This is a genomic window from Deinococcus koreensis (assembly GCF_002901445.1).
In the GTDB taxonomy this organism is placed as follows: domain Bacteria; phylum Deinococcota; class Deinococci; order Deinococcales; family Deinococcaceae; genus Deinococcus; species Deinococcus koreensis.
This window is the reverse complement of the sequence record NZ_PPPD01000005.1, coordinates 23405-44882: the sequence shown is the minus strand read 5'-3', so window position 1 is coordinate 44882 and position 21478 is coordinate 23405. Positions and strand designations below refer to the sequence as shown.

The following is a 21478-nucleotide window of genomic DNA, read 5'->3' as shown; positions in this document are numbered from 1 at the left end:
ATGCCATCAAGCCAGCATGTGGCTAAAATGCGGCATGTCTCCACCCTCCGGTTCATCGGGCCAACGGCGCGTGCGTCCACATACCCGGTTTGTCGTGCCAACGGCTTTGCCGGTCGAGGTGGATCGCATTCACGTACACAGTCTTATTGCCCGCGCAGGAGCTGCGAGGGTCGTCCTCTTTGTCGCACCGTCTGGATATGGCAAGACCACGGCACTGGCTCAATGGGCCAGACACCAGACCACCCCGGTGGTCTGGCTCCGCCTGACCGGGGAGCACCGCGACCCTAAAGCCCTATTGTCCGATCTGGCCCAAGCCAGCGCAGCCGCTGAAGTCAGCACGGAACACTGGGATCAGGTGAGCCTACTCGACCTGAGCCGGGAACAGTTCATCGCGGCCCTCGCGGCCGACCTGAACGCCCACGACACCGACCTGACATTCGTTCTGGACGGCGGCGAACAGTTGGGGAGTGATGCGGCACTTGCCCTCGCCCACCTGTTGACTGAGTTGGGCGAGGGCCACCGGCTCTTTATGGCCCAACACGACGCCTCCCCGTTCAGCGCCGCACCCTTCTTGGCTCGTGGAGAAGGCCTGTTGGTGGCCGCAAGCGACCTGCGCTTCTCCCCAGTTGACACCAGGACTGCGGCCCAGGAGTTGGGTGCACAACTGCAGACGTCCACCACTGTGCAAGAGCAATATCAGGGCTGGCCGGCCGGGAGCATGCTGGCCCTGCACACGCACCAGTCGCCCACGCCCGTTTCGGCCACCGCGCTCGTTGAGGACATGGTTCGCACCCTACCCCCGCAACTGGTGCGAACGCTTCCACATCTGGCCGTCCTCGATACGTGGAGCGCTGAGGATGCCAACGCCCTGGGCGTTGTTCTGCCTCAGGGATGGCTGGATGACCTGCTCCGCGCCGGCCTCCCTCTCACTCCTCTGGGCGAAGGAAAATTTGCGCCTCACGACGTCGTGCTCGAGTTGTTAACCGGGCAGTTGAAACATGATGTAGCGGCTTGGCAGGCGCTGCACCTGAAAGCGGGCCAGCAGGCGGAAGCCCAGGGATGGCCGTACAGCGCGGTGCGCCACTATGTTCAGGCGGGACGCGAGGATCTGGCCATGCGTCTGGCTGAGGAACTGGTGCCCCGCTGGGCGCGAGCGGCGGAATGGCTCCTGGCCCGGGAAGCCCTGGAACCAGTGCCCAGCGTCCGTCTGACCGCATCCCTGCGCTCCATCCTGGCGCTGGCATTCTTGGAGACGGGCGAGACGGAACGGGGACGCGTCCTGGCCCAAGAGCAGGTACGCTTGGCCCCGACTCCGACGGCGCACCTCACGCTGGGCTTGGACGCGTACCGGGCCGGTGATCTGCCGTCCATGCTCCAGCACATCGAAGCCGGCTTGGCGCTGGCGACGGAGCAGCGGGAAGTCATCCAACTCTTGCGCTTTAAAGCCATTTACCTCCACGGCGCCGGGCAGATCGAAGAAGGATTGGCAGCGGCCACGGAGGCCACCCGGCGCGCAGAGACCGTAGGGGACGCAAGCTTGAAGATCGCCGCGTTGTCTGTCCGGGCTTACATTCTGGAGCAAAGGCAGGAACGGGACTTGGCGTTGCGCGACCACGAGCGCGCGTACCAGGCGGCCCGACAACTCGGCCTCACGAACCGGCTGATGCCCATTGTGGATAGGATGGCGCGGCTGTACGTGGCCAAAGGGCGGGTTGATGAGGCGGGCGAGGTGCTAGAGGATTTCCTCCTGTCTTGTGAAAAAAGCTACCCGTTGGGCATCCCCATCACCCAGCGCGCCCTCGCACACGTCCGTCACGTCCAGGGTCGAACGAGTGACGGCGTTCAGCTGGCGAGGGACGCGTTCGAGGGTCTGCTGCATCAGGAAAACGCCACCGCCGCGCTGAGTACCCTTGACTACTTTTTTTACACGGAATTGCTGTCTGGCCAGCAGGCCGAGGCGGTCAAGGCCTTCAACCGCGTTCAGATCCTGACAGGCCAGGATAAATCTAAACTGGACGTCACCACATGGACAAAAATCAGGCTGATCAGAGCCTATTTGGCCTATGTGGATGGGGGGTTGCGCGATGCACTGGCCTTTGTCCAGGAAGTCATCGATGAGGATTGGAAAACTCACAGCACCAGAAATATTCTGGCCGAACTTTTAAAGGCAGAAATTCTGCGCCGGGAAAGTCGCCTGGGGCGTTCGGAAGCCAGCACAGTGGCAGAGGCCTTGCGAGAGCGGCCCGAGGATGTGGCCGACGTGCGTATGGTACACCCGCACTTCGAACCCCTCCTTCGTGAGTTCGTCAAGCGTGGGTGGTCTGCGGACGTGTTTCAACACCTTCTCGACCAATGCGCCTCAACGGCCAATGCCGCACCACGGCTGCGCCTGCACTTGACGACGCTGGGACGCGTGCAGGCGACTTTAAACGACCAAGAAATCCGCCTGGGCCACGTGTCCGCCGTTGAGGCGCTGGTGTACCGGGTGTTGCACCCTACGGCGCGGCAAGACGAGCTGGCGGACGAGGTCTGGGGCGGCGCGGATCTCAAGCGTGCCCGCCAGTCCGGTCACACTGCCCGGAGCACTCTCAACGGCGCATTCCGTGAGGGGGCGAAGCTCTTGAACATGCCGCTGGCGGCCGACCTGATCCGGCCAAGTCGGGGCCGCCGAAACCCAGAATGGGTGTTCAACGACTCTGTGCGCATCAGCTGTGACGCACTTGCCATACTGGAGAGTAGCGACCCAAGGGAAGTGTTGCGCCAGTACGGGGGAACATTTTTCGTAGACAGCACCAGCGAGTGGGTGACCCATTACCGCGAGGTGATCCACAAGCACGTCGTACAGGTGTTGCACGAGGGCGCGACGTTGACAGAATCCAGCGATCCACACACCGCTCTGGCCTGGCTGGTGAAAGCTGCGGACTTGGCACAGACCCATGAAGCGTTCGAGCGGGTGATGACGCTCGGCCGGCGCATGGGCGAAGCAGCACTCTCGAGGGCTGCGGAGCAGGCCATTTACGCCCTGAAGGCAGGAGAGGTGACGACCCTCAGCCGCCTGCACTCGCTGAACTGAGGGCGGCCGCGCACGCGCTTCGCAGGGCGGCCAGTTGTTCGCGGGTGGCCACCCAGGTGGACTGGGCGTGTTTGGGAGTGGCGTAGCGCGCCTGTATTACCACGTAGCCTACTGGGGCAAGGGCCGTGGCCTCTTCGTGCAGCAGCTTCAAGGTTAGGGCCTTGGTCGGCTGCGCCTCGACTTGGCCTGTCTGAACCTGCACTTCGTCCCCACCCCAGTAGGCCACGGCGTACCTTGGGGTTGGATGGTCGATGCGCTGGTGGACGTACACCGCAACATTTGGCTCTCCCCCATCCACAACGGGGCCTGACTCCGCCCCCTGGGCCTTCAACGCAGCCCGCGCGAGGTCGTGAGCCCGCTCGTGCAAGGAACTGCTGTTCCGGGGAATGCGCGTGACCGTCACCCCAGGATGTGTGATGCACAAAGAGGCGCGCAGCAGATCCTCCTGCGCGTCTACTTGAAGCGTAGCATCCACCCCTGAGGGTAAGTAGCGCAGGGTGGCCAGCGCTGCGGTGACCTCTTGGTGATCAGTCCGTGGCAAAGGGCCAGAAACCTCGACACGTGTCCCGTCAGGAAAGGACAGCACTCCTCCGAAAGCAGCGCGCGTTCCCTTGGCACTGGCATCAGAGGCTACTAAGGTTTGCGCGGGACTCATTACTTGAAGTTTAACCGGCGTTTTCACTCCTGGGATTCCGGATGGGTCTTCAGAAGTTTTGAGACCTTCCCTTCAGCCTATGCTCATGAATCACCAGGCTGCACACCACACCCGAGAATTCCCATACCGGCTCAATTTTTACGCCCATGCCTCCGCATGGTGTGTGCAGGGCGATTTGAACCGGGCTCAGGCTGCGCTTGCCCTGGCATACCTTGCAGTACCCCCGACAACCTTCACTGGAGACGACGAACGCGCCCTCCTGAGTATCGCTGATGATTTGGTGTACGTTGGACAATTCCTGCCCTCTCTCCGCCCTACTCTGGAACTGCTCGGTCAGCTTCAAAACACCTGCGGTCACAAGATGTTCTGATCATTGCTATGGTTGCCCGATGTCCCCGGAAGTTCCACACGATCTCAATGCGGTGATCTTGAAAGCACACAACCTTGCCAACCAGGAAACAATCACTTGGCTGCGTACTGCTCTGGCCTCAGCTACCGTAGAAATTTCAGAGGAGAACCTGCCGCTTAAGCTTTTACCTAACGAGCATAGACAGGCGAAGACAGGCTTGTAGACAATTGGTGTTGCCCCTGCCATAGCGCTCGACAGGGCTCTACGGCGCTATGACCTGCCCACGATGACCGAGCGGCCGGGCAGCAATGCTCGCCTTCTGCGCTTTAGCTCGGAGGGCTGAGCGGGGCGCCCCTCCAGTTCACTGACAAACCACACCTTCCCCCCCACTGTGCGGTGCTCACGGTATAACCCTTGCCCCTGCAGACAGTGGTGTAGGCTGATCGCGTGCTGGAACCCGATCATCTCCGCCGCGCGCTCATTGACGAGATGTTCCAGTGGGGCCCTGCCCTGGCCGGAGACGTGCGGGCCCGATATCCCGCCACCCTCGTGCGGGAACTGGCGACGCTCGGCATCCTGGCCCGGCGCAAGTTCAGAGGCTTTGAGGTGTATGTGCTGTCCGGCAAAGGCCTCAGACCGTACGGCCTCGCCCTTCGCTACAACTATGTTCCGGCCCGCTCCACGGTCATGGGAAGCCTCATCCTGCGTGCCCAGGCCCGCGTCTGGCGAGCGGCAGGGTACGGGGTCGAACCCTATGAGGAGTACACCAAAAAGGGGCGCGGCAACCTCGCGCTGGCCCGCCGAGACGATGAACTGGTCGCGCTCGTCGGACGACCGTCACTGACCATCCGTGCCCTGCGAATGATCGCTGAACATCTGTCAGAACAGACCCCCACCATTCAACGACTCCAGGTGTATATCGTGCCCGGAGACCACGATCCGGTGTTGATCTCGGCTCAGACCGTCAGCGGCCTCCCCGTCACCATCACCGAGTTGCCCCTGTCCAGCGTGACCCGCTACATCCCTGACGAGGTGACGAACGACCTCCAGACCGCCACCGCCTGAGTCGTTTTACTGACGGTGCCGTTCCAGATACTCCTCCAGCGCCTGATGCAGCTCACTCTTGATGCTCACGCGTTCCTGGCCCGGTTTCTTCTGGGCCTTCTTGGTGGCCACGTGAATCTGAAGCCGCCGGTTCAGGTCGACGTCGAGGTAGGAGGTGAACTTCACCTCGCCCGCTCCCGTCGATTCGGCCGCTGCTGCGGGCGGCTGATCGGCGGCCGCCTCCGGCTTCTTGAGTCGATCCATCAACCCGAACTTGGGGCTGTCCGCCCTGGACTTACTTGACATGGTTCAGCACCTCGCGTGACACCAGCTCGTAATCCATCCACACCAGCTTGGCGTAGCGGTCGCCGCGGACGTCGCGGACACAGAGGCCCTCGCGCGCCGCCTTGCTGACCGCCACGGCATGCCGGATGGCGTGACCGAACAGCGGGATTCCAGCGGTGTCCAGTTCCAGGCGCATGTCCAGGCCGTCCGCATTGGGGGCGGGGGGCACGTCGGTGAGCAGCACCCGATAGTTGGTCACGCCCTTCTCCAGCAAGGGCTGGAGGGTGGCCACCAGGCCGTCGGCCGAGACGCCGTCGGGTTTGGTGGGGATGATCAGGAGCGAGGAGTTGCGGGCCAGGGCGGCCAGCTCGCCCGCCCCCTCTCCCCCCTTGGTGTCCAGCACCACGTAATCGAACGCGGCCCCGGGATCGGCCTGCGCCACGAAGTCGCTGTAGAGCTGCACCTCGAAGCCCCAGCCGCCGTAGTCTGGCCGTTTGGTCGTCCATGTCCACGCCGAGCGCAGCCGCTCGTCGGCGTCCACCAGCAGGGTGCGGCCCCGCCCGGCCAGATGCGCGGCGAGGGTCACAGCGGAGGTGCTCTTGCCGACCCCTCCCTTCTCGGAGGCCACACTGATGATCTTCACGCGGCCAGTCTACCCGTAAACCGGGAAACGGTAAACCACCATGATGGTTTACCGGTAAACTGGTAAGTTCAGCGCCGGGTTTCGCCTGCTGGGCGTTCCCCCTCAGGTCAAGCCCACTCCGGGCCGGGCAGCTCGCAGCCGACGGGGCACTGCTGGATGCCACACGGCGGTGACGTGATCTTGTCCGGGAGGTCTGGGGGCACGCCTCCCCTGCGTTCAGCCGTCAGCAAGGCCTTCAGTCCTCCAGCCCATCCAGACGGACGCTTCTCCATATACCGGTAAACCGTCTTTCGGGTATACCAGTATTTGCAGCCCGGATGGCATGTGGGCCTATGGCCGCCGGACGATCAGCAGAGCATCCACGACCGAACGACCGGCGGACGCGCAGCAACGGCCTGTCAGGGGACGCTGCCAGGGTGATCCCGGAGCCTGCACGGTTCCTTCTTTACCGGTAAACCTGTAATCCGTGAAACCCGTCAACCCGTAGACCGGGGACGCGGCTGACCTCGTGAGCCCTCCCGGGCGGCCACCGTACATCGCCGCGTTCCGCAGCAGGGGAGGGCCTCCCTACCGCGCCAGCTCGACGGTCACGGTCAGCGCCAGCGCCGCCCAGGCCCGGTCGGTGGTGAGCACCGGCACACTCAGGCGCTGACCCAAGGCCAGGCAGTAGCGGTCGCCGAGCGACAGCCCCGCGACCCTCGTGACCGCATACAGCTCGGCCACCACCTCAGCGTCCTGGAGCTGGCCCGCGTCCACGGTCAGGAGCTGGCCCAGGACGCCCCGCTCGCTGAGTTGCCGGGTGACGTCGGCCGGCCGCGCGCCCCGGCTCGCCAGCTTCGTGAGCACCTCGGCCCAGTTCACGGTATGGATGGTCGCGCCCTGCCGCAGCGCCTCATCGACGCGCCCGGTGCCGGGCTCGCCCTGCAGCCAGGCCAGCAGGGCGCTGGCGTCCAAGACGGTCAATGCTCCCCGCCCATGATGGCGACGCTCACTCCCGCCCCGCCTCGGCTCGCCGCTCCTGGATCAGCTCATCGGCGAGCGAGGTGCCGTCCGTGACCAGATGGGCGAACATCCCGCGTGTGACGGCCAGGGCATGTCCAGCCGTGACCAGTTCGGCTTTGCCCTCCTCGGTCACCCGGGCAATCAGGCGGTCACCGGACTGCACTCCCAAGCGCTGCCGGAAGGCCACTGGAAGGAACACCCGCCCGTTTTCCTTCACTTCCAGCGAAAATGCCTCAGTCGTGGTCATACGGCAAGTTTAGCATTGTTGCCGCTCACGCTAGACTTGCCTCTGTCGTTTATACTCCATATAATCGTCCTTAGACCAAGATAAGGAGTGATCCAGTGACCCTCGTCTCCCAGACAGGCCCTACCGACATCGACCCAATCCAACTGGTACTCGACTCCGTGACCTCCCCGCTGACCAAGGTCGCCTACCAGAAGGCCTTGGGTGACTTCTTCACCTGGTGGGGTGGACAGGGGAGACCCCCACTGACCAAAGCAGTGGTGCAGCGGTACGTCGCAGTGCTGCTGGAGCAGGGCCGGTCGTCCTCCAGCGTGAATGTCCGACTCTCCGCCATCCGCAAGCTCGTCCGTGAGGCCGCCGATAACGGACAACTTGCGTCGTTTGAAGCGGAGAGCATCGCCCGGGTGAGGGGCGTCAAGAAGCAGGGCCGGCGCACGGGAGCCTGGCTCAGCCGGGCCCAGGCCCAGGAGTTGCTGCTGGCCCCGGACACCTCAACGCTCAGAGGCCTGCGGGATCGGGCGCTGCTGGCCGTCCTGCTGGGCTGCGGCCTCCGGCGTTCGGAGCTGGTGAACCTGACCTTCACCCACCTTCAACAACGCGAGGGCCGCTGGGTGGTGCTCGATCTCATCGGCAAACACGGCCGCACCCGGACAGTGCCGATGCCTGGGTGGTGCAAGGCGGCGGTGGACGCCTGGACGTCGGCGGCCGCGCTGAGCGGCGGCCACCTCTTTCGCCCGACCTCGCCGCGTGGTTCGCGTGTCCTGGCCCGTCAGCAGCTCTCCCATGAGGCCGTGGCCCTGATCGTGCGGAAGTATGGCCAGCAGGTCGGCCGCGCCGACCTGACCCCGGAAGGGCTGCAGCTGGCTCCCCACGATCTACGCCGGACGTTCGCCAAGCTGGCACACAAAGGCGGTGCGCCGATCGACCAGATCCAGCTCTCGCTCGGCCACGCCAGCATTCAGACCACTGAGGTCTACCTGGGCGTGGATCAGAATCTTGAAAGCGCGCCCTGCGACGTCTTGGGACTCTCTCTCAAGGGACATTGAAGGAAAGGGTCGCCTACGAATGCCAAACAGGGGTTGGCACGGTTGTGTTGCCTTCACTTGACTGATGGCAGACAGAGTACAGGGATGGCCTGAGATTCAGCTCATCTCCACCACGACCGTTGTCCACGTCCGGAAGGCATTTCTCTGGTTGCTGCTTCTGGTCGTCGCGGAAACGCTGGTTCTGGTGTGATGGTGAAGGTTTTCTGGTTCGGGCCTGCGGGTTCAGGAATTCTTGCGCCCGACTACGCTGCTTGACTTCCTGATGCTGGCGTTCCCGACACCGCGTGGGATGGTGAAATTTTGAACGGAGTTGTTTCACCGGGCTGTGGAGATCACCTACTGACGGTCAACCTCAGCCAGGCAGGCGATCTCTCGGATCGCTGCCCCATAACCCCGAAGTTGATTAGTGTGAATGATCTTGGGCACGAAGTACTTGCTGAGGAGGCTGACCAAGAAAGTCTTCGCGGCCTCAGAATTCCGGTGGCGAGGGTGGATTCCGCCTAGAGCAGCGCGAGAAGCACTTCGGCCAGTCGCTTCAGGGCATCCATGCGTCGGTGTGGGAGGCGGGTTTTCAAGTGGGCGGCCAGCATGTCAGCAGGCTGTAGGGCGGTCCCGGAGCTCGTCACAGACTCTGACACCGCCCTTTGTGCTGCCTGACTGCGTCCAAAACGCCACTCCACTCAAAGTGTCAGCTGCTGAGCCCGGCGCCAGTTCCCCGAGTCATGATCACTTCGACCACTGTGAATACTGGCCGGCATGGGAACCGGTCGCCGCACATCTGGGCAGGGGCTAAAAGGCTGGAGCCGCGCCAGTACGCTTCTCAGCACCAAATCTGTAGGACAAATTCCGTCCATCTCCGGAACCTCCAGAACAACGCCGGTGTTCAGAGAACGCTGTACTCCCGTTCTAAACCTACTGCGAGAAAAGAACGCTCAAGTGCGCGCTCATGTCACTCTCCCACGTCCAGATTCCGCGAGCGCACCACATGTGGCGGCCCGGCCAACCACGTCTCAAAGCTGGCGCTGAACACGCGGTAATGCCCGCTTTGCCCGTGGGCCTGCACCGCCGCGTCGTCCACAAAACGCTCTACGACATGAAAGCGCACAGATGTACCCTCGCCGCTTTCCAGCACCTCGTAGCGCAGGCAGCCGGGTTCGGTGCGCGAGGCGGGGGCGATAGTGAGAAGTCCGGCACGCAGGGCTTCCGCCTGGCCCGATTTGGGAACCAGGGTAGCGAACAGGTTGACGGCAGCCATGCATTCCTCCTCGACAGAGAGCGAGCGGGCCGCGCAAGACATCCCGGCGGCCCCTCTCACTCTCTATTTTCTGCGTGCCAGCGCTACCGCGAGAATGATGATGGCGCCCCGGATGATGAGCTGTTGGCTGTATTCCAGGCCCATCAAGATCAGGCCGTTGTTGATCAAGCCGATCATCAGCGCGCCCAGCACCGCGCCGAACACTGTGCCTGCCCCGCCGAACAGCGGGGTGCCACCCAGGATCACGGCCGCGATCACCGAGAGTTCGTCGCCCTGGCCCCACTGGAAACGGCCCGAGTTCAGGCGGCCGGCGTAGAGCATACCCGCCAGCCCCGCCACGGCGCCCGAAGCCAGCAGTACCATCAGCTTGGTGCGGGCCACGTTGATGCCGCTGTAGTTGGCAGCTGTGGCATTGCCGCCCACAGCCAGCACGCTTCTCCCAAAGGACGTGCGCCGCAGGATGAAATGCCCGATGCCCAGCGCCACCACTGTCCAGATGAACAACGAGGGAATGGGGCCGAGGTCACCGGAACCGAAGAAATTGTTGAAGCCGTCGTTCAGGATCGGCACCGGGGCCGTGGCGGTCATCCACTGCGCCACGCCGTTGGCGATGCCCAGCATCCCCAGGGTCACCAGGAAGGACGGGATGCCCAGCCCGGTGACTAATGAGCCGTTGATCAATCCGATCAGTGCGCCGCCCAGCACGCCCGCGAGCGCTCCGCCCAGCGGCCCGAACTGCGGAATCGTCAGCGCGGCCAACACCGACGAGAGCCCGGCGATGGATCCGATGGACAGGTCGATCTCCCCGGAGGCGATCACGAAGGTCATGGCGACGGCCATCACCGAGATGGTGGCCGTCTGGCGCACGATGTTCAGCAGGTTGTTGCTGGACAGAAACCCTGCGTCGCGCAGGAAGATCGAGAAGAAAATGAACACCAGCGCGAAACCCACGTATACGACATACGAGCGCCAGTTGGTCAGAAAGGACGGCCGGGTTTTGGCCGCGTTAGGCAGGGTGGATTGAGTCATGCGTGACACCTCCTTGTGGGAACCCTTGCAGAGCGTGGTGCAGGTCTTCCTCACGCCCGATCTGGTCGCGCATGAGTTCGCCGGTGATCCGCCCGCCCTGCATCAGCAGGACGCGGTCGGACACGGCCAGCAGCTCCTGGAATTCGGACGAAATGATGATCACGCCCTTGCCCGCGTCGGCCAGAGAGCGGATCAGGGCGATGATCTCAGCCTTCGAGCCGATGTCCACGCCTGCGGTCGGCTCATCGAGGATCAGCACCAGGGGGTCATTGCCCAGCCATTTGGCGAGCACGATCTTCTGCTGGTTGCCGCCCGACAGCAGCCGCGTCTTTTTATCCGGGCCGTCGGTCTTGATGCGGAGTTGCTCGATCAGTTCGCGGGCATAGGTCTTGCCGGGGCCGTCGCGCATCACACCGCCGCCCTGAAAGCGGGCCAGTTGCGGCAGCATTAGGTTGTCGTAGACCGAGTGGTCGAGCACCAGGCCCTGGACACGGCGGTCTTCGGGCACCAGCGCGAAGCCGTTCCTGATGGCCGCCTCGGGGCTGCGGTTCTCCACAACCCGGCCCGACAGGCTCACCCGGCCGCCGGTGACGCGGCGCACACCGAACAGCGCCTCGGCCAGCTCAGTGCGGCCGGATCCCATCAGGCCCGCAAGTCCCACCACCTCACCCGGATGCACCTGCAGGGTCACGCCACTCAGGCCAGCGGCCTGTAGTTCCTGCACCTCCAGCAGCGGTGCACCGTCCCGCTTCACGTCCCGGTGCTGGTAGTCCAGCACGCCCTCCATGCGGCGGCCCACGATGTGCTCGATGACGTCCTCGATCCGCAGACCCCGGGTCGGAGCGCTGAGCACGGAGTTGCCGTCGCGCATCACCGTGATGCGGTCACCGACCTCGAAGACCTCGTCCATCCGGTGGGTGATGTACACGATGGCGATGCCGCGCGCCTTGAGCCCCTCAACCAGCCGGAAGAGGGTAGCGACCTCAGTGGCCGACAGCGCCGCCGTGGGCTCGTCCATGATCAGCACCTTCGCGTTCTTCGACAGTGCCTTGGCGATCTCGGTCAGCTGCCACTCGCCCGTCGAGAGCCCGCTGACCGTGCGAGTGGGATCAATGTTCACGCCCATCTCGCGGAAGATCTCGCGGGATTTTCGCACGGCTTCGCGGTCGTTCAGGGCGCCCAGCGCGCCGCGCGGCTCGCGGTTCAGGAAGATGTTCTGTGCGGCGGTGAGGGTCGGGATCAGACTGAATTCCTGAAAGATCATGGCGATGCCGTGGGCCTCGGCCTGGCTCGGCGAGGGCAGATGCACGCTCTGGCCGTTCACCAAAATCTCGCCGCTGTCAGGCTGGTAGACGCCCTGCAGGATCTTCATCAGGGTGGACTTGCCCGCCCCATTTCCGCCCATCAGCGCGTGGACTTCGCCTGCGCGAAGTTCAAAGTCCACGCCCTCGAGCACACGCACGCCGTTGAAGCCTTTGTTGATGCCGCGCATCTGCACAGGGGGGAAGTCCGCCGCGGACGTGGTGTTGGGGAAAGTGGTGGCTGCTCCTGTCATCTGTTCACCTCCTGTGGGCTGGGAGTGGCGCCTTCGGCGACCTTTCCACCCCTGCGGAGCGCTTCCCCTGCGAAGGGGGGCCGGGGCCGTTCCTCGACTCCCTTTCGTGGGGAGTTGGCCGCTCAGCGGCTTGAGGGTCGCCTTCCGCTGACCTCACACCAGCACGGCCTCGACCTCGACCTCGCGCTTCTGCTGGGCCGAACGAACGATCGCGTCCGCAATCAGTTCGGTCTTGTAGCCATCCTCAAAGTTGGGGCTGACCACACCGTCCCCCGTGATGGCCTTGAAGAAGTCATACGCCTCGATGATCTTGGTCTCGCCGTAGCCGATGCCCAGCGCCGGGATGGGCCACAGTCCGTCGCCGTAGGGGTGATTGGGGCCGGTGTAGACCGTGCGCAGGCCACGGGCGTCACTGGGGTCGCTGGCGAAGAAGACCTGCAACTCGTCGCGGCGCTCGTAATTGAAAAACACCGTGCCCTCGCTGCCGTGGATTTCGAAGGTGATGTAATTGTTGCGACCAAAAGCGTTGCGGGTGGCCTCCAGTGAGCCGACCGCGCCGTTCTCGAATCTCAGCAGGGTCAGCACCTCATCGTCCACGTCGACCTTGCCCATGGGGCCGCTGGCATTTTTGTCACTGGCGCCCAGCTTGTCGGCGCCGCCCGACTGGAGGGGCCGCTCCTTGATGTAGGTGTGCATCATCGCGTTGACCGCGCTGATTTCGCCCACCAGATAGCGGGCCAGATCGACAACGTGGGTACCGATGTCCCCGAGTGTCCCGGAGCCGGCCACGGCCTTCTGAAAGCGCCACGACAGTGGGCCACTAGGGTCGGCCGACCAGTCTTGCAGGTAGGTGCCCCGGAAGCTGAGCACCTTGCCAATGCGCCCCTCCTCGATGTACTTCTTCGCCAGGGCCACGGCGGGCGTGCGGCGGTAGTTGAAGGCCACCATGTTCACCACACCGGCCTTCTTCACGGCCTCGTACATCGCCTTGGCTTCCTCGACCGTGGGGGCCAGCGGCTTCTCGCACAGGATGTGCTTGCCGGCCTGCGCCGCCGCGATGGCAATCTCGGCGTGCGAGTTGTTGGGCGTGGCGATGTCCACCACATGAATATTCGGGTCGTCGATCACGCGCCGCCAGTCGCCGGTGGAATGCTGGAAGCCGAAGCGCGCGGCGGCGCCGGCAGCCAGCTCATCGCTGACCTCCGCGATGGTGTGGCGTACAGGGATGGCGGGCGCAGGCCAGAAGAACATGGGCATGGCGGCGTAGGCCAGCGAATGGGCCTTGCCCATGAAGCCGCCGCCGATCAGGCCGACGTTGAGCTGGGGAATGCTGGGGGTGGTCATGGTCTGTCCTCCGGGTGTGGGGGAGGGACGCGGCTCCGGGCGCATGTCCCCTGGGCATCTGAAATCAGGGCCGGCTTACTTCAGGGCAGCGGCAATCTCGCTCGGTGCGGCCTGGTTGTAGACCTGCTTCCAGGCGGTCATCAGGTTGGTGCGGGTCACCGGCAAAGCGTTCAGGGCCACATAGGCGGGGGCCTTCTTGCCCAGCAGGGCGTAGGCGGCTAAATTGGCTTCCGTCACGCCGGCGTCGTAGGGGCGCTGGGCGCCCAGGCCACGGATCATGCCGCCCTTGCGGGCCATTTCCAGGCCGACATTCTTGCCAAGATCCATCGTGGCGATGATCAGATCCTTGCGGCCAGCCGTGCGCGCCGCGCTCAAGACGCCCTCGGCGGGGACGTCCCAGACGGCCCAGATGGCGTTCAAGTTGGGGTTGCGGGTCAGCATGGCGTTTGCCACCTTTTCGGCGTCCCCGGCGAAGTCGGGGCCACCAATGCCCTGCTCAGCCACGATCTTGATGTTGGGATATTTGGCGATGGTCGCTTTGAAGGCGTCGTAGCGCTGCTTGGTCACGAAGAAGTCGGCCGCGTGGAAGATCACGCCGATGTTGCCCTTGCTTTTCAGTTCCTGCGCCAGCAAGTGCGCGGAGGCCACGCCGTTACCGTAGTTGTCGGCCGAGACCACGCTCACATAGTCCGTGCCCACCTTGAGACCGCTGGGCACGTTGTCCATGAAGACCAACTTGACGCCGGCCTTGGCGGCTTTCCTGTACGCGCCGGCGGTCGCGACTGGGTCGGTCGGGATCGACACGATGATGCTGGGCTTGCGGGCCAGAACGGTCTCGATGTCGGAGACCTGTTTCTCGGGCTTGAAGTTGGCATCGGTCACGGCGATGACCTTGATGTTCAGTTTGGCAAATTGAGCCTTCAGACCATCCACCTGCGCGTTGCTCCAGTCGTTGCCGCCGTAGTGCAGCACGATGGCGGCAGTGGCGTTCATGGCCCTCACCTTGGCGATCTCGGCCGGGGTCAGCTTGATCTGCGCGGCGGGCGTGGGCGCCTCACCAGCAGGGCCCTTGCTGTAGACCTTGGTTGCCAGCTCCTTCAGGGCGGCCTGCGGATCGACGCCCTGAGCGAGAGCAACGGTGATGAGGGCGGCAGCGGCTACGGTGAACTTGGCAGTGTGCTTCATGGGTGTCCTTTGTGGAGCAGGGTCGGGAGGCGGGGGCCGGGGGCGGTCAGAGGTTGAAACGCTCAGGTGGCGGGGAGAGCCTGGCGGCTCTTCAGCCACTCCAGGCTGCGGGCAGCGGCAGCTTTCGGGTCGGCATGAGCATCCAGCTCGACCGTGATCCAGCCGTCAAAGTTCACGTCCTGCACGGCCTGCCAGATGGCGGCCATCTCGGGGTCTTCGTCCAGCGGCAGGAAGGTCAACGGGTCGCGCTGCAGGCCCTTAAGGTGGATGTAAGGGATGCGGGAGGCGTATCTGCGGATGAGCGCCGGCACGTCGTTGCCGCCCGCCGCGAGGTGCGCGGTGTCGGGACACAGCCCGATCTGGCTCTGCGACATGACCTTCTCCAGCGCCTCGGGGCCTTCGACGACCGTGCCCAGATGCGGGTGGTAAAGAGCCAAGAGGCCATACCGCTGCGCCAGCTCGGCGGCGCGGTCGAGGCCACGGGCCAGCTTGGTGTAATCCTCCTCACGGGGGCCGCCGTGCCGCTTGGCGCCGCCGCCCAGCACCAAGAATTCGGCGCCCAAGGTCTGGCCCATCTTCGCGGCCTGCTCGATACGCCAGAACTCGTCCTCCAGCACGTCGTCGTAGATGAAGTTGGCGCCGGAGTAGATCGCGATGAGACTGAGGTTGCCGGCCTTCAGATACCCCTTGAACACGTTCTCGCGGCCCTCGTAGGCGACCAGGTTGCCGTCGAAGAGTTCCACGCCGCTGTAGCCCGCAGCAGCGATATCGCGCAGGGCCTCCTCATCCGATCCGGGCGTCAGGTAGAACAGATCCTTGATGCTCGTGACCCCTGCCGGATGTCCGACGACGCCGCCCCAGGTATTGGTCTGATAGCCGAATTTCATGCTTGGTCTCCTTGCGCTTGGCCGTGGCGGCCCAGGGAAGCTTGGAAGTGGATTCGGCCTGACATTCAGCGAAGAGGAATCAGGCGCGGTTGGAGAGGCCAGAGCGGAGCAGAACCTCCGTCTAGAAGCGGGTGAAGCACGTTGGTGTGACTCAAAGGTTAGTTGGAAGGGGGGGGCAAACACATCCCGACTTTCTGGGGCATCTACGCCGGAACAGTTCGGCAGCCTGGGGGTCATTGCCCCCCAGGAATTCGGGGGAGGGGGGAACGTGTTCGTCCTGGTCAGCGGTGTGCTAAGCGGAGGGGGCCGACAGGTGGTACTCCCTCCGCCTGCACAGGCTGCTCCGACACCGGACACTTCAGCTGCGTTTCGACCCCCCATTCAGGGACATCGGGGCCTCTCGGGCGTGCCAGTCGGGATCGGCGGCGCAGGTATGGAAGCCGATTTCCACGGTCACATGCCCCTGGTAATTGGAGTACTTCAGGGCCTGCATGCCGCCCAGCCAGTCCACGACGCCATGGCCGGGCGGCATGCGGTCTGTCCCGGCGACCTGAACGTGAATCAGGCGCTGGCCCCTGCGGTGCACGTAGTCGCTGCTGACTTCATCGCAGCACAGCGCGTGGGAGGTGTCGAACATCACGCCCACGTTGTCCTCCCCCGAATCACGCGTCAGCAAGCGCGACGCTGAGACCTGAATGACCGTGAAACTTCCGTCTCTTCATGGCGTCCTCCCTGGATGTGAATGGGCGTGTTCTAGAAACCAGGCCGGGGAGCGGACAGGAGCGGGGGTGAAGGGGTTGGGGGCGGCTCCCTCGGCATGGAGGCAGACCCGTCAAGTCAGCGGCGCGGTCGTCGTCTCATCGGCTGATCTGCTCGGCAGTCACCGGGCTCCAGCGGCCCTCGACGTGGCTCTGGTAGGCAGCCTCCACGAAGAGGGCGGCGGCGTGACCGTCCTCGAAGCGGGCGATGCGGGTGTCCGGCGTGCCCGAGAGACCCGCGTAGAAGGCGCGCAGCACGTTCGTGATGGCGTCGGGGTAGCCTTCCGGGTGCCCACCGGGGTAATGCGTAAAGGCGTGGGCAGGGTCTTTCATGCGCAGGGTGCGGGTGTTCTCGCGGGAGGCGAGTTCGATCTCCTCGGGGCGTTCCTGCCGCCAGCGCGCCGAGGCGCGTGTGCCCAGCACCTCCAGCTCCAGGTCGTTCTTGTGTCCAGGGGCCACCTGGGAGAGCTCGAAGCTGGCCTGCACGCCGCCCACATACTCCACCCACAGGCTGGCCTGATCCTCGGTGGTGACCTCGAAAGCCTCGGTGTGACTGCCACCGCTGGCAAAGGTCTGCACCTCGCCCACCGGCCGCCGGCGCTCGGGGTGCAGGGTGGAGAAGCGCGCCATGACCTGCCCGGGCTCCAGGCCGGTCACGTAGCGCGCCAGGTCGCTGAGGTGCGAGCCGATGTCCGACACGGCGCGGGTCTCGCGGGCCGGAGCGCCGACCCGCCAGTTGAAATCGGTGTCGTAGAGCAGCCAGTCCTGCAGGTAGTGGCCGCGCAGCGAGACGACCTCGCCCAGTTCACCGCCCTGCACGATGTCACGCAGAGTCTGAACAGCGGCGTAACCCCGGTACGTGAAGTTCACGGCGGTTTGCCGGCCCGAGGCGCGGGCGGCCTGCAACTGTCGGGCGGTCTCCTCGGGGCTGATGCCCAGCGGTTTCTCGGAAAAGACGTGCTTGCCCGCAGCCAGGGCAAGGAGGTTCTGGGCCGAGTGCACATCATTCGGGCCGCACTGATGCATCACGGCCACCTGCGGGTCGGCCAGCAGATCGTCCAGGCTCAGGTAGGGGTGCAGGCCAAGGCGGGCGGCCTCGCGGCGGGTGTAGCCCTCCTCGTGGCCCAACACACCCGCGATGGGCACGTTCAGACGGCGCAGGGCCTCGATATGGGCTTGCCCGATAAAGCCCACGCCGACGATGGCGGCCTGGGGGGTAGAGGGGGATGGGGTCATGACGGCGCTCCTTGACTGTGGGCAGGTTGAGTGTGGGTAGGCGTTTCGAGTTCCGTTACGGTGATCCAGCGGCGCTCGGTGTGGCTGCGGGCGGCGGCGGCCACGGTCAGGGCGGCGGCATGGCCGTCAACGAAGGTCGGGGCGTCCGTCGCCTCGCCGGCCAGACCGGCGTAGAAGACGCGGATGGCGTTGGTTAGGGCGTCGGCGTACCCTTCGGGGTGACCCGCCGGATAATGCATGTGGGCACGAGCGTCGGCGCACAGCAGGCCGGACTTGTGCAGCAGTTCGTCCGGCCCGGTTGCCCGGCCCAGCCACAGCTCCTCGGGGCGTTCTTGCTGCCAGCGGGCGCTGCCGCGCGTGCCGATCACCTCCAGCGCGAGGTCATTGCGGTGGCCGGCATACACCTGGGCGACCTCGAAGGTCGCAGCCACGCCCTGCCCGTACTCGACCAGCAGCGTGGCCTGATCCTCGCCCCTCACGTCGAAGGGCACGCCCTCCTGCCCGGGGGTGGCGGGGCGGTACCGGGTGGGGTGCATCTGGCCCAGACGAGCGAAGACCTCGGTGGCCTCCAGGCCGGTCACGAAGCGCGCTAGATCAAGCAGGTGCGAGCCGATGTCGCCCAGTGCGCGGGTCTCCTCAGCGCTGGCTTCCAGCCGCCAATTGTAGTCGGCGGGCGAAAGCAGCCAGTCCTGCAGGTAATGGCCACGCAGGTAACGAATCTCGCCCAGCTCGCCGCGCTGGACGCGGGCGCGCAGCTCGCGCACCATCGGGTAGCTCCGGTAGGTGAAGTGCACGCCGTGTTTCAGCCCCGAGGCGAGCGCGTAATCGAGCTGCCGGCGCGACTCCTGCGCCGTGACGCCCAACGGTTTTTCTGAGAAGACGTGCTTGCCGGCCTTCAGTGCCGCGAGATTCAGCTCCATATGCACGTCACTGGGCGCGCAGTCGTGCACCACAGTCACGGCCGGGTCGTGCAGGGCCGTCCAGGTGTCGGTATATTCACGCACCCCGTAGCGCTGGGCGACCGCACGGGTGTGCTCGGGCGCCGAAGCGATCACGCCCGCCACCGGGATGCCCAGGCGGCGCAGCGCGTCTAGGTGCGCCCCAGCCATAAAACCTGCGCCGAGAATCAGCGCTGTGGGCATATCCGGCTGGGCCGATGGGTGCAGGGGGGTGGGCATAGAACACCGTCCATGGGGAGAGGATCCCGCGCCGTCAGAGCTGAAACCGGGAGCACACAGGAGTCAGGGAACACCAGAGAACCACCAGCATGCTGGCGGAGACGGACTCGGTAGATGGAGCAGATCGCTTTGAACTGACCAGAAGGTACCCTGGCGGCCTGCGTCGGCACATCCCGAATTCCTGGGGGTCGGCCCGTGGCGGTTGGGGGGGCGCTATGCTGAGAATCCTCTCCTGCTGCATCGGGAACCGCCCACAGGCGTTTCTCGACCGTCCCCTGCCAGACCGGCATGTTCTTGACAGCCTTGACCTGAACGCTAGAGCCCAAAGCAGGTGCCTTGATGACCCGTCGATTCCCCTCTTCCTCTCACCATTTGCCGGCGCCGGCCACCCCCCTGGTCGGGCGTGGGGCAGAGGTCACTCAAGTCTGCGGCCTGCTGGGTGAGCCGGAGGTGGCGCTGCTGACGCTCACCGGGCCGGGCGGCGTGGGCAAGACCCGCCTGGCGCTGGAGGTCGCCCGGCAGCTGAGTGACTCCTCTCTGAGACGGTACTACCCTGACGGCGTGGTTTACGTACCGCTGGCCGACGTGCACGATCCGGCCGGGGTGCTGAGCGCTCTGGGCACGGCCCTGGGCATACACGAATCGCAGCGCCCGACCCTGGAGGTGTTGGGCGACTTCCTGAGCGAGCGGCAGTGCCTGCTGGTGCTGGACAACTTCGAGCAGGTTCTGGAGGCGGCCACCCATGTGGCCAGCGTGCTGCGCGCCGCGCCAGACATCACCGTGCTGGTGACCAGCCGCGCCCGGCTGGGCTTGTACGGTGAGCACGAATATCCGGTGTCGCCCCTGTCGCTGCCGGGGACAGGGGGGAACGGCGAGGCGCTGCAGCTCTTTCTGGAACGGGTGCGGGCCATCCAGCCGAACTTTGCCCCGACCCCTGAACGTCTGGAGGTGCTGCGCGAGATCGTGCGCAGAGTCGATGGCCTGCCGCTGGCCATTGAACTCGCGGCGGCGCGGGTGCGTCTGCTGCCCCCCGCCACCCTGCTGGCCCGGCTGGACAACCGCCTGGCGCTGCTACAGGGCGGGGCGCGCGATCTCCCGAACCGGCAGCAGACCCTGCGCGCCACCATCGACTGGAGTTACGATCTGCTCTCCACGCCTGAACAGCACCTCTTTGCCCGCCTGGGCGTGTTCGTCAGCAGCTGGTCGCTTGAGGCCGCCGAGGCCGTCTGCAACGTAGACGGCGACTTGGATGTCCTTGAAGGTCTGTCCTCGCTGACCGAGAAGAGCCTGCTGCAGCGCTACGACGCCGACGAGGCGCGCTACGGCATGCTTGAAACGCTGGGGGAGTACTCCCGCGAACGTCTGGCTCAGTCGGGCGAGTTGCAGACCATGCAGGCGCGGCTCGTCGCCTACTCGCTGGCGCAGGTGGAATTGATCGGCCCAGCTCTCAAGGGCGAGCACCAGGGCTACTGGTATGCCCGCCTGAGCCTGACGCGGCCCAACATCCTGTCGGCTATGCGGATCTGCCTTCACACCCAGCCAGCGAGTCTGGGAACGTTCGCCCGCTCCCTGGGTTGGATGTGGTCACAGCGCGCCGACTACGAGGCTGCGCCGATCCTGCGTGAAGCCCTGCAGGCTTTCGGTGGATCGAGGGGCGGCGCCCGTGGCTGGGTGCTGTACGCATTGGCTGCGATGGAGTTCCGGCAAGGTCAGTTCGCCTCGGCCAGCGATCTGGCGCGGGAGAGCACCCAGGTCTTCGAGGACGCCGGTGAAGCGCTGGGTGAGGCATACGCCCGCAACGTCCATTCCCTGAGCGCGCTCGATACCAACCACGCCCTGGCACGGCAGGAGGTGACGGCCAGCCTGGCGCTGGCACTGGCCCAGGGGGACGCCTGGCTGGGCACCCTCGACCTGATCATGCTGGGCTGGATCAGCGTGTTGGACGGGCAGCTGGACGAGGCCCAGCGCGACCTGGACGCCGGCAGCGGGCAGGCCCACGCGCTGGGCGAAGGCAGCCTGCTGGGCTGGGCGGAGGTCGGCCTGGCGGCACTGAGCCTGCGCCGGGGTGAAACCGCCCATCCGGCAGCCGTGCTGCGTGCGGCCCTGGCCTACGCGGACGGCGCCGGCGTGCAGCCGGTGCGAGCGGCGGCGTGGCAGGGCCTGGCGTTCCTGGCCGCCCTGCAGGGCCAGGCCCAGCTGGGAGCCAGGCTATGGGGCGCGGCGCAGACCCTGCGCGCCAAACGCAACATCATCGCCGTGTGGGAAGAACGTCTCTTTGCCCCAGCCCTGGCCGCCCTGCGTGACCTGCTGGGCGAGGAAGCCCTGAAGTTGACACTGGGCGAAGGCCGCACCCTCAGCGAGATCGAAGCCCTTGAACTGGCCCACAAGGTCAATGACGGCCCCCAAGAGGGGAGCCCCGAGCCCGTCCCTGCCACCCCTGGCCCTGCCATCCTGACACCCCGCGAAGCAGAAGTCCTGGCCTTGTTGGCTGCTGGGCTGAGCAACAAACAAATCGCCAGCCGCCTGGGCACCGGCGTGTACACAGTCAACGACCATGTCAGTTCGGTCTATTCCAAACTGGGCGTGCGTGGTCGGTCGGCGGCCACCCGGTACGCGCTGGAGCACGGGCTGGCGTGAAGCCCCGCCGGTAGTATCAAGGCGATTCCACAGGTCGCTCCCGAGATTACGCAGGACAGTGGCGAATGACTGC

At 65.1% G+C, this 21478-nt stretch carries 18 protein-coding genes; 4 read left to right on the top strand and 14 right to left on the bottom strand.

Annotation, left to right across the window (positions count from 1 at the left end; all coding sequences use genetic code 11):
- Positions 1-34: 34 nt before the first annotated feature.
- Complete coding sequence (locus CVO96_RS20905; protein WP_133161899.1) at positions 35-3073, top strand: MalT transcriptional regulator family protein; 3039 nt, start codon at positions 35-37, stop codon at positions 3071-3073.
- A 704-nt stretch (positions 3074-3777) separates the two neighbouring features.
- On the opposite strand, the gene CVO96_RS20900 is transcribed toward CVO96_RS20905, so the two are convergent.
- Positions 3778-4071, bottom strand: a complete 294-nt coding sequence (locus CVO96_RS20900; protein WP_133161898.1) for a hypothetical protein — start codon at positions 4069-4071, stop codon at positions 3778-3780.
- 453 nt (positions 4072-4524) lie between these two features.
- Here CVO96_RS20900 and CVO96_RS20220 point away from each other — a divergent pair, with 453 nt between their 5' ends.
- Positions 4525-5142, top strand: coding sequence for a hypothetical protein (locus CVO96_RS20220; protein WP_103314284.1), 618 nt, complete (start codon positions 4525-4527; stop codon positions 5140-5142).
- Between the two features lie 6 nt (positions 5143-5148).
- On the opposite strand, the gene CVO96_RS20215 is transcribed toward CVO96_RS20220, so the two are convergent.
- The 4 genes from CVO96_RS20215 to CVO96_RS20200 form a co-directional block, all read right to left on the bottom strand.
- A complete protein-coding gene (locus CVO96_RS20215) occupies positions 5149-5427 on the bottom strand; it encodes a hypothetical protein (RefSeq protein WP_103314283.1) in 279 nt (92 codons plus the stop codon).
- Positions 5417-6049, bottom strand: a complete 633-nt coding sequence (locus tag CVO96_RS20210; RefSeq protein WP_103314282.1) for a ParA family protein — start codon at positions 6047-6049, stop codon at positions 5417-5419. The genes CVO96_RS20215 and CVO96_RS20210 overlap by 11 nt, the downstream gene beginning before the upstream one ends.
- Before the next feature lie 567 nt (positions 6050-6616).
- A complete protein-coding gene (locus tag CVO96_RS20205; protein WP_103314281.1) occupies positions 6617-7012 on the bottom strand; it encodes a type II toxin-antitoxin system VapC family toxin in 396 nt (131 codons plus the stop codon).
- Positions 7013-7037: 25 nt separating this feature from the next.
- The gene (locus tag CVO96_RS20200; RefSeq protein ID WP_103314280.1) at positions 7038-7298 is read right to left on the bottom strand and encodes an AbrB/MazE/SpoVT family DNA-binding domain-containing protein; all 261 of its coding nucleotides are present in this window, start codon (positions 7296-7298) and stop codon (positions 7038-7040) included.
- A 95-nt stretch (positions 7299-7393) separates the two neighbouring features.
- Between CVO96_RS20200 and CVO96_RS20195 the strand changes: the two genes are divergently transcribed.
- Positions 7394-8341, top strand: coding sequence for a tyrosine-type recombinase/integrase (locus tag CVO96_RS20195; RefSeq protein ID WP_103314279.1), 948 nt, complete (start codon positions 7394-7396; stop codon positions 8339-8341).
- A 949-nt stretch (positions 8342-9290) separates the two neighbouring features.
- Here the strand turns inward: CVO96_RS20195 and CVO96_RS20190 are convergent.
- The 9 genes from CVO96_RS20190 to CVO96_RS20150 form a co-directional block, all read right to left on the bottom strand.
- Positions 9291-9596 (bottom strand): putative quinol monooxygenase, encoded by a 306-nt coding sequence (locus CVO96_RS20190; protein ID WP_103314278.1) that lies wholly within the window; start codon positions 9594-9596, stop codon positions 9291-9293.
- Positions 9597-9659: 63 nt separating this feature from the next.
- On the bottom strand, positions 9660-10625 hold the full coding sequence (locus tag CVO96_RS20185) for an ABC transporter permease (protein ID WP_103314277.1): 966 nt from the start codon (positions 10623-10625) through the stop codon (positions 9660-9662).
- On the bottom strand, positions 10603-12180 hold the full coding sequence (locus tag CVO96_RS20180; RefSeq protein ID WP_103314276.1) for a sugar ABC transporter ATP-binding protein: 1578 nt from the start codon (positions 12178-12180) through the stop codon (positions 10603-10605). The genes CVO96_RS20185 and CVO96_RS20180 overlap by 23 nt, the downstream gene beginning before the upstream one ends.
- 153 nt (positions 12181-12333) lie before the next feature.
- Positions 12334-13524 (bottom strand): levoglucosan dehydrogenase, encoded by a 1191-nt coding sequence (locus tag CVO96_RS20175; RefSeq protein ID WP_103314275.1) that lies wholly within the window; start codon positions 13522-13524, stop codon positions 12334-12336.
- 75 nt (positions 13525-13599) lie between these two features.
- A complete protein-coding gene (locus tag CVO96_RS20170) occupies positions 13600-14709 on the bottom strand; it encodes a substrate-binding domain-containing protein (RefSeq protein ID WP_103314274.1) in 1110 nt (369 codons plus the stop codon).
- 62 nt (positions 14710-14771) lie between these two features.
- On the bottom strand, positions 14772-15596 hold the full coding sequence (locus CVO96_RS20165; protein WP_103314273.1) for a sugar phosphate isomerase/epimerase family protein: 825 nt from the start codon (positions 15594-15596) through the stop codon (positions 14772-14774).
- A gap of 358 nt (positions 15597-15954) precedes the next feature.
- Positions 15955-16272, bottom strand: coding sequence for a sugar phosphate isomerase/epimerase family protein (locus tag CVO96_RS20160; protein ID WP_103314272.1), 318 nt, complete (start codon positions 16270-16272; stop codon positions 15955-15957).
- Positions 16273-16453: 181 nt separating this feature from the next.
- A complete protein-coding gene (locus CVO96_RS20155) occupies positions 16454-17590 on the bottom strand; it encodes a Gfo/Idh/MocA family protein (RefSeq protein WP_103314271.1) in 1137 nt (378 codons plus the stop codon).
- Complete coding sequence (locus tag CVO96_RS20150) at positions 17587-18768, bottom strand: Gfo/Idh/MocA family protein (protein ID WP_243398537.1); 1182 nt, start codon at positions 18766-18768, stop codon at positions 17587-17589. Before CVO96_RS20150 ends, CVO96_RS20155 begins: the two co-directional genes overlap by 4 nt.
- Positions 18769-19107: 339 nt before the next feature.
- Between CVO96_RS20150 and CVO96_RS20145 the strand changes: the two genes are divergently transcribed.
- The gene (locus CVO96_RS20145; RefSeq protein ID WP_103314270.1) at positions 19108-21405 is read left to right on the top strand and encodes an ATP-binding protein; all 2298 of its coding nucleotides are present in this window, start codon (positions 19108-19110) and stop codon (positions 21403-21405) included.
- Positions 21406-21478 lie beyond the last annotated feature (73 nt).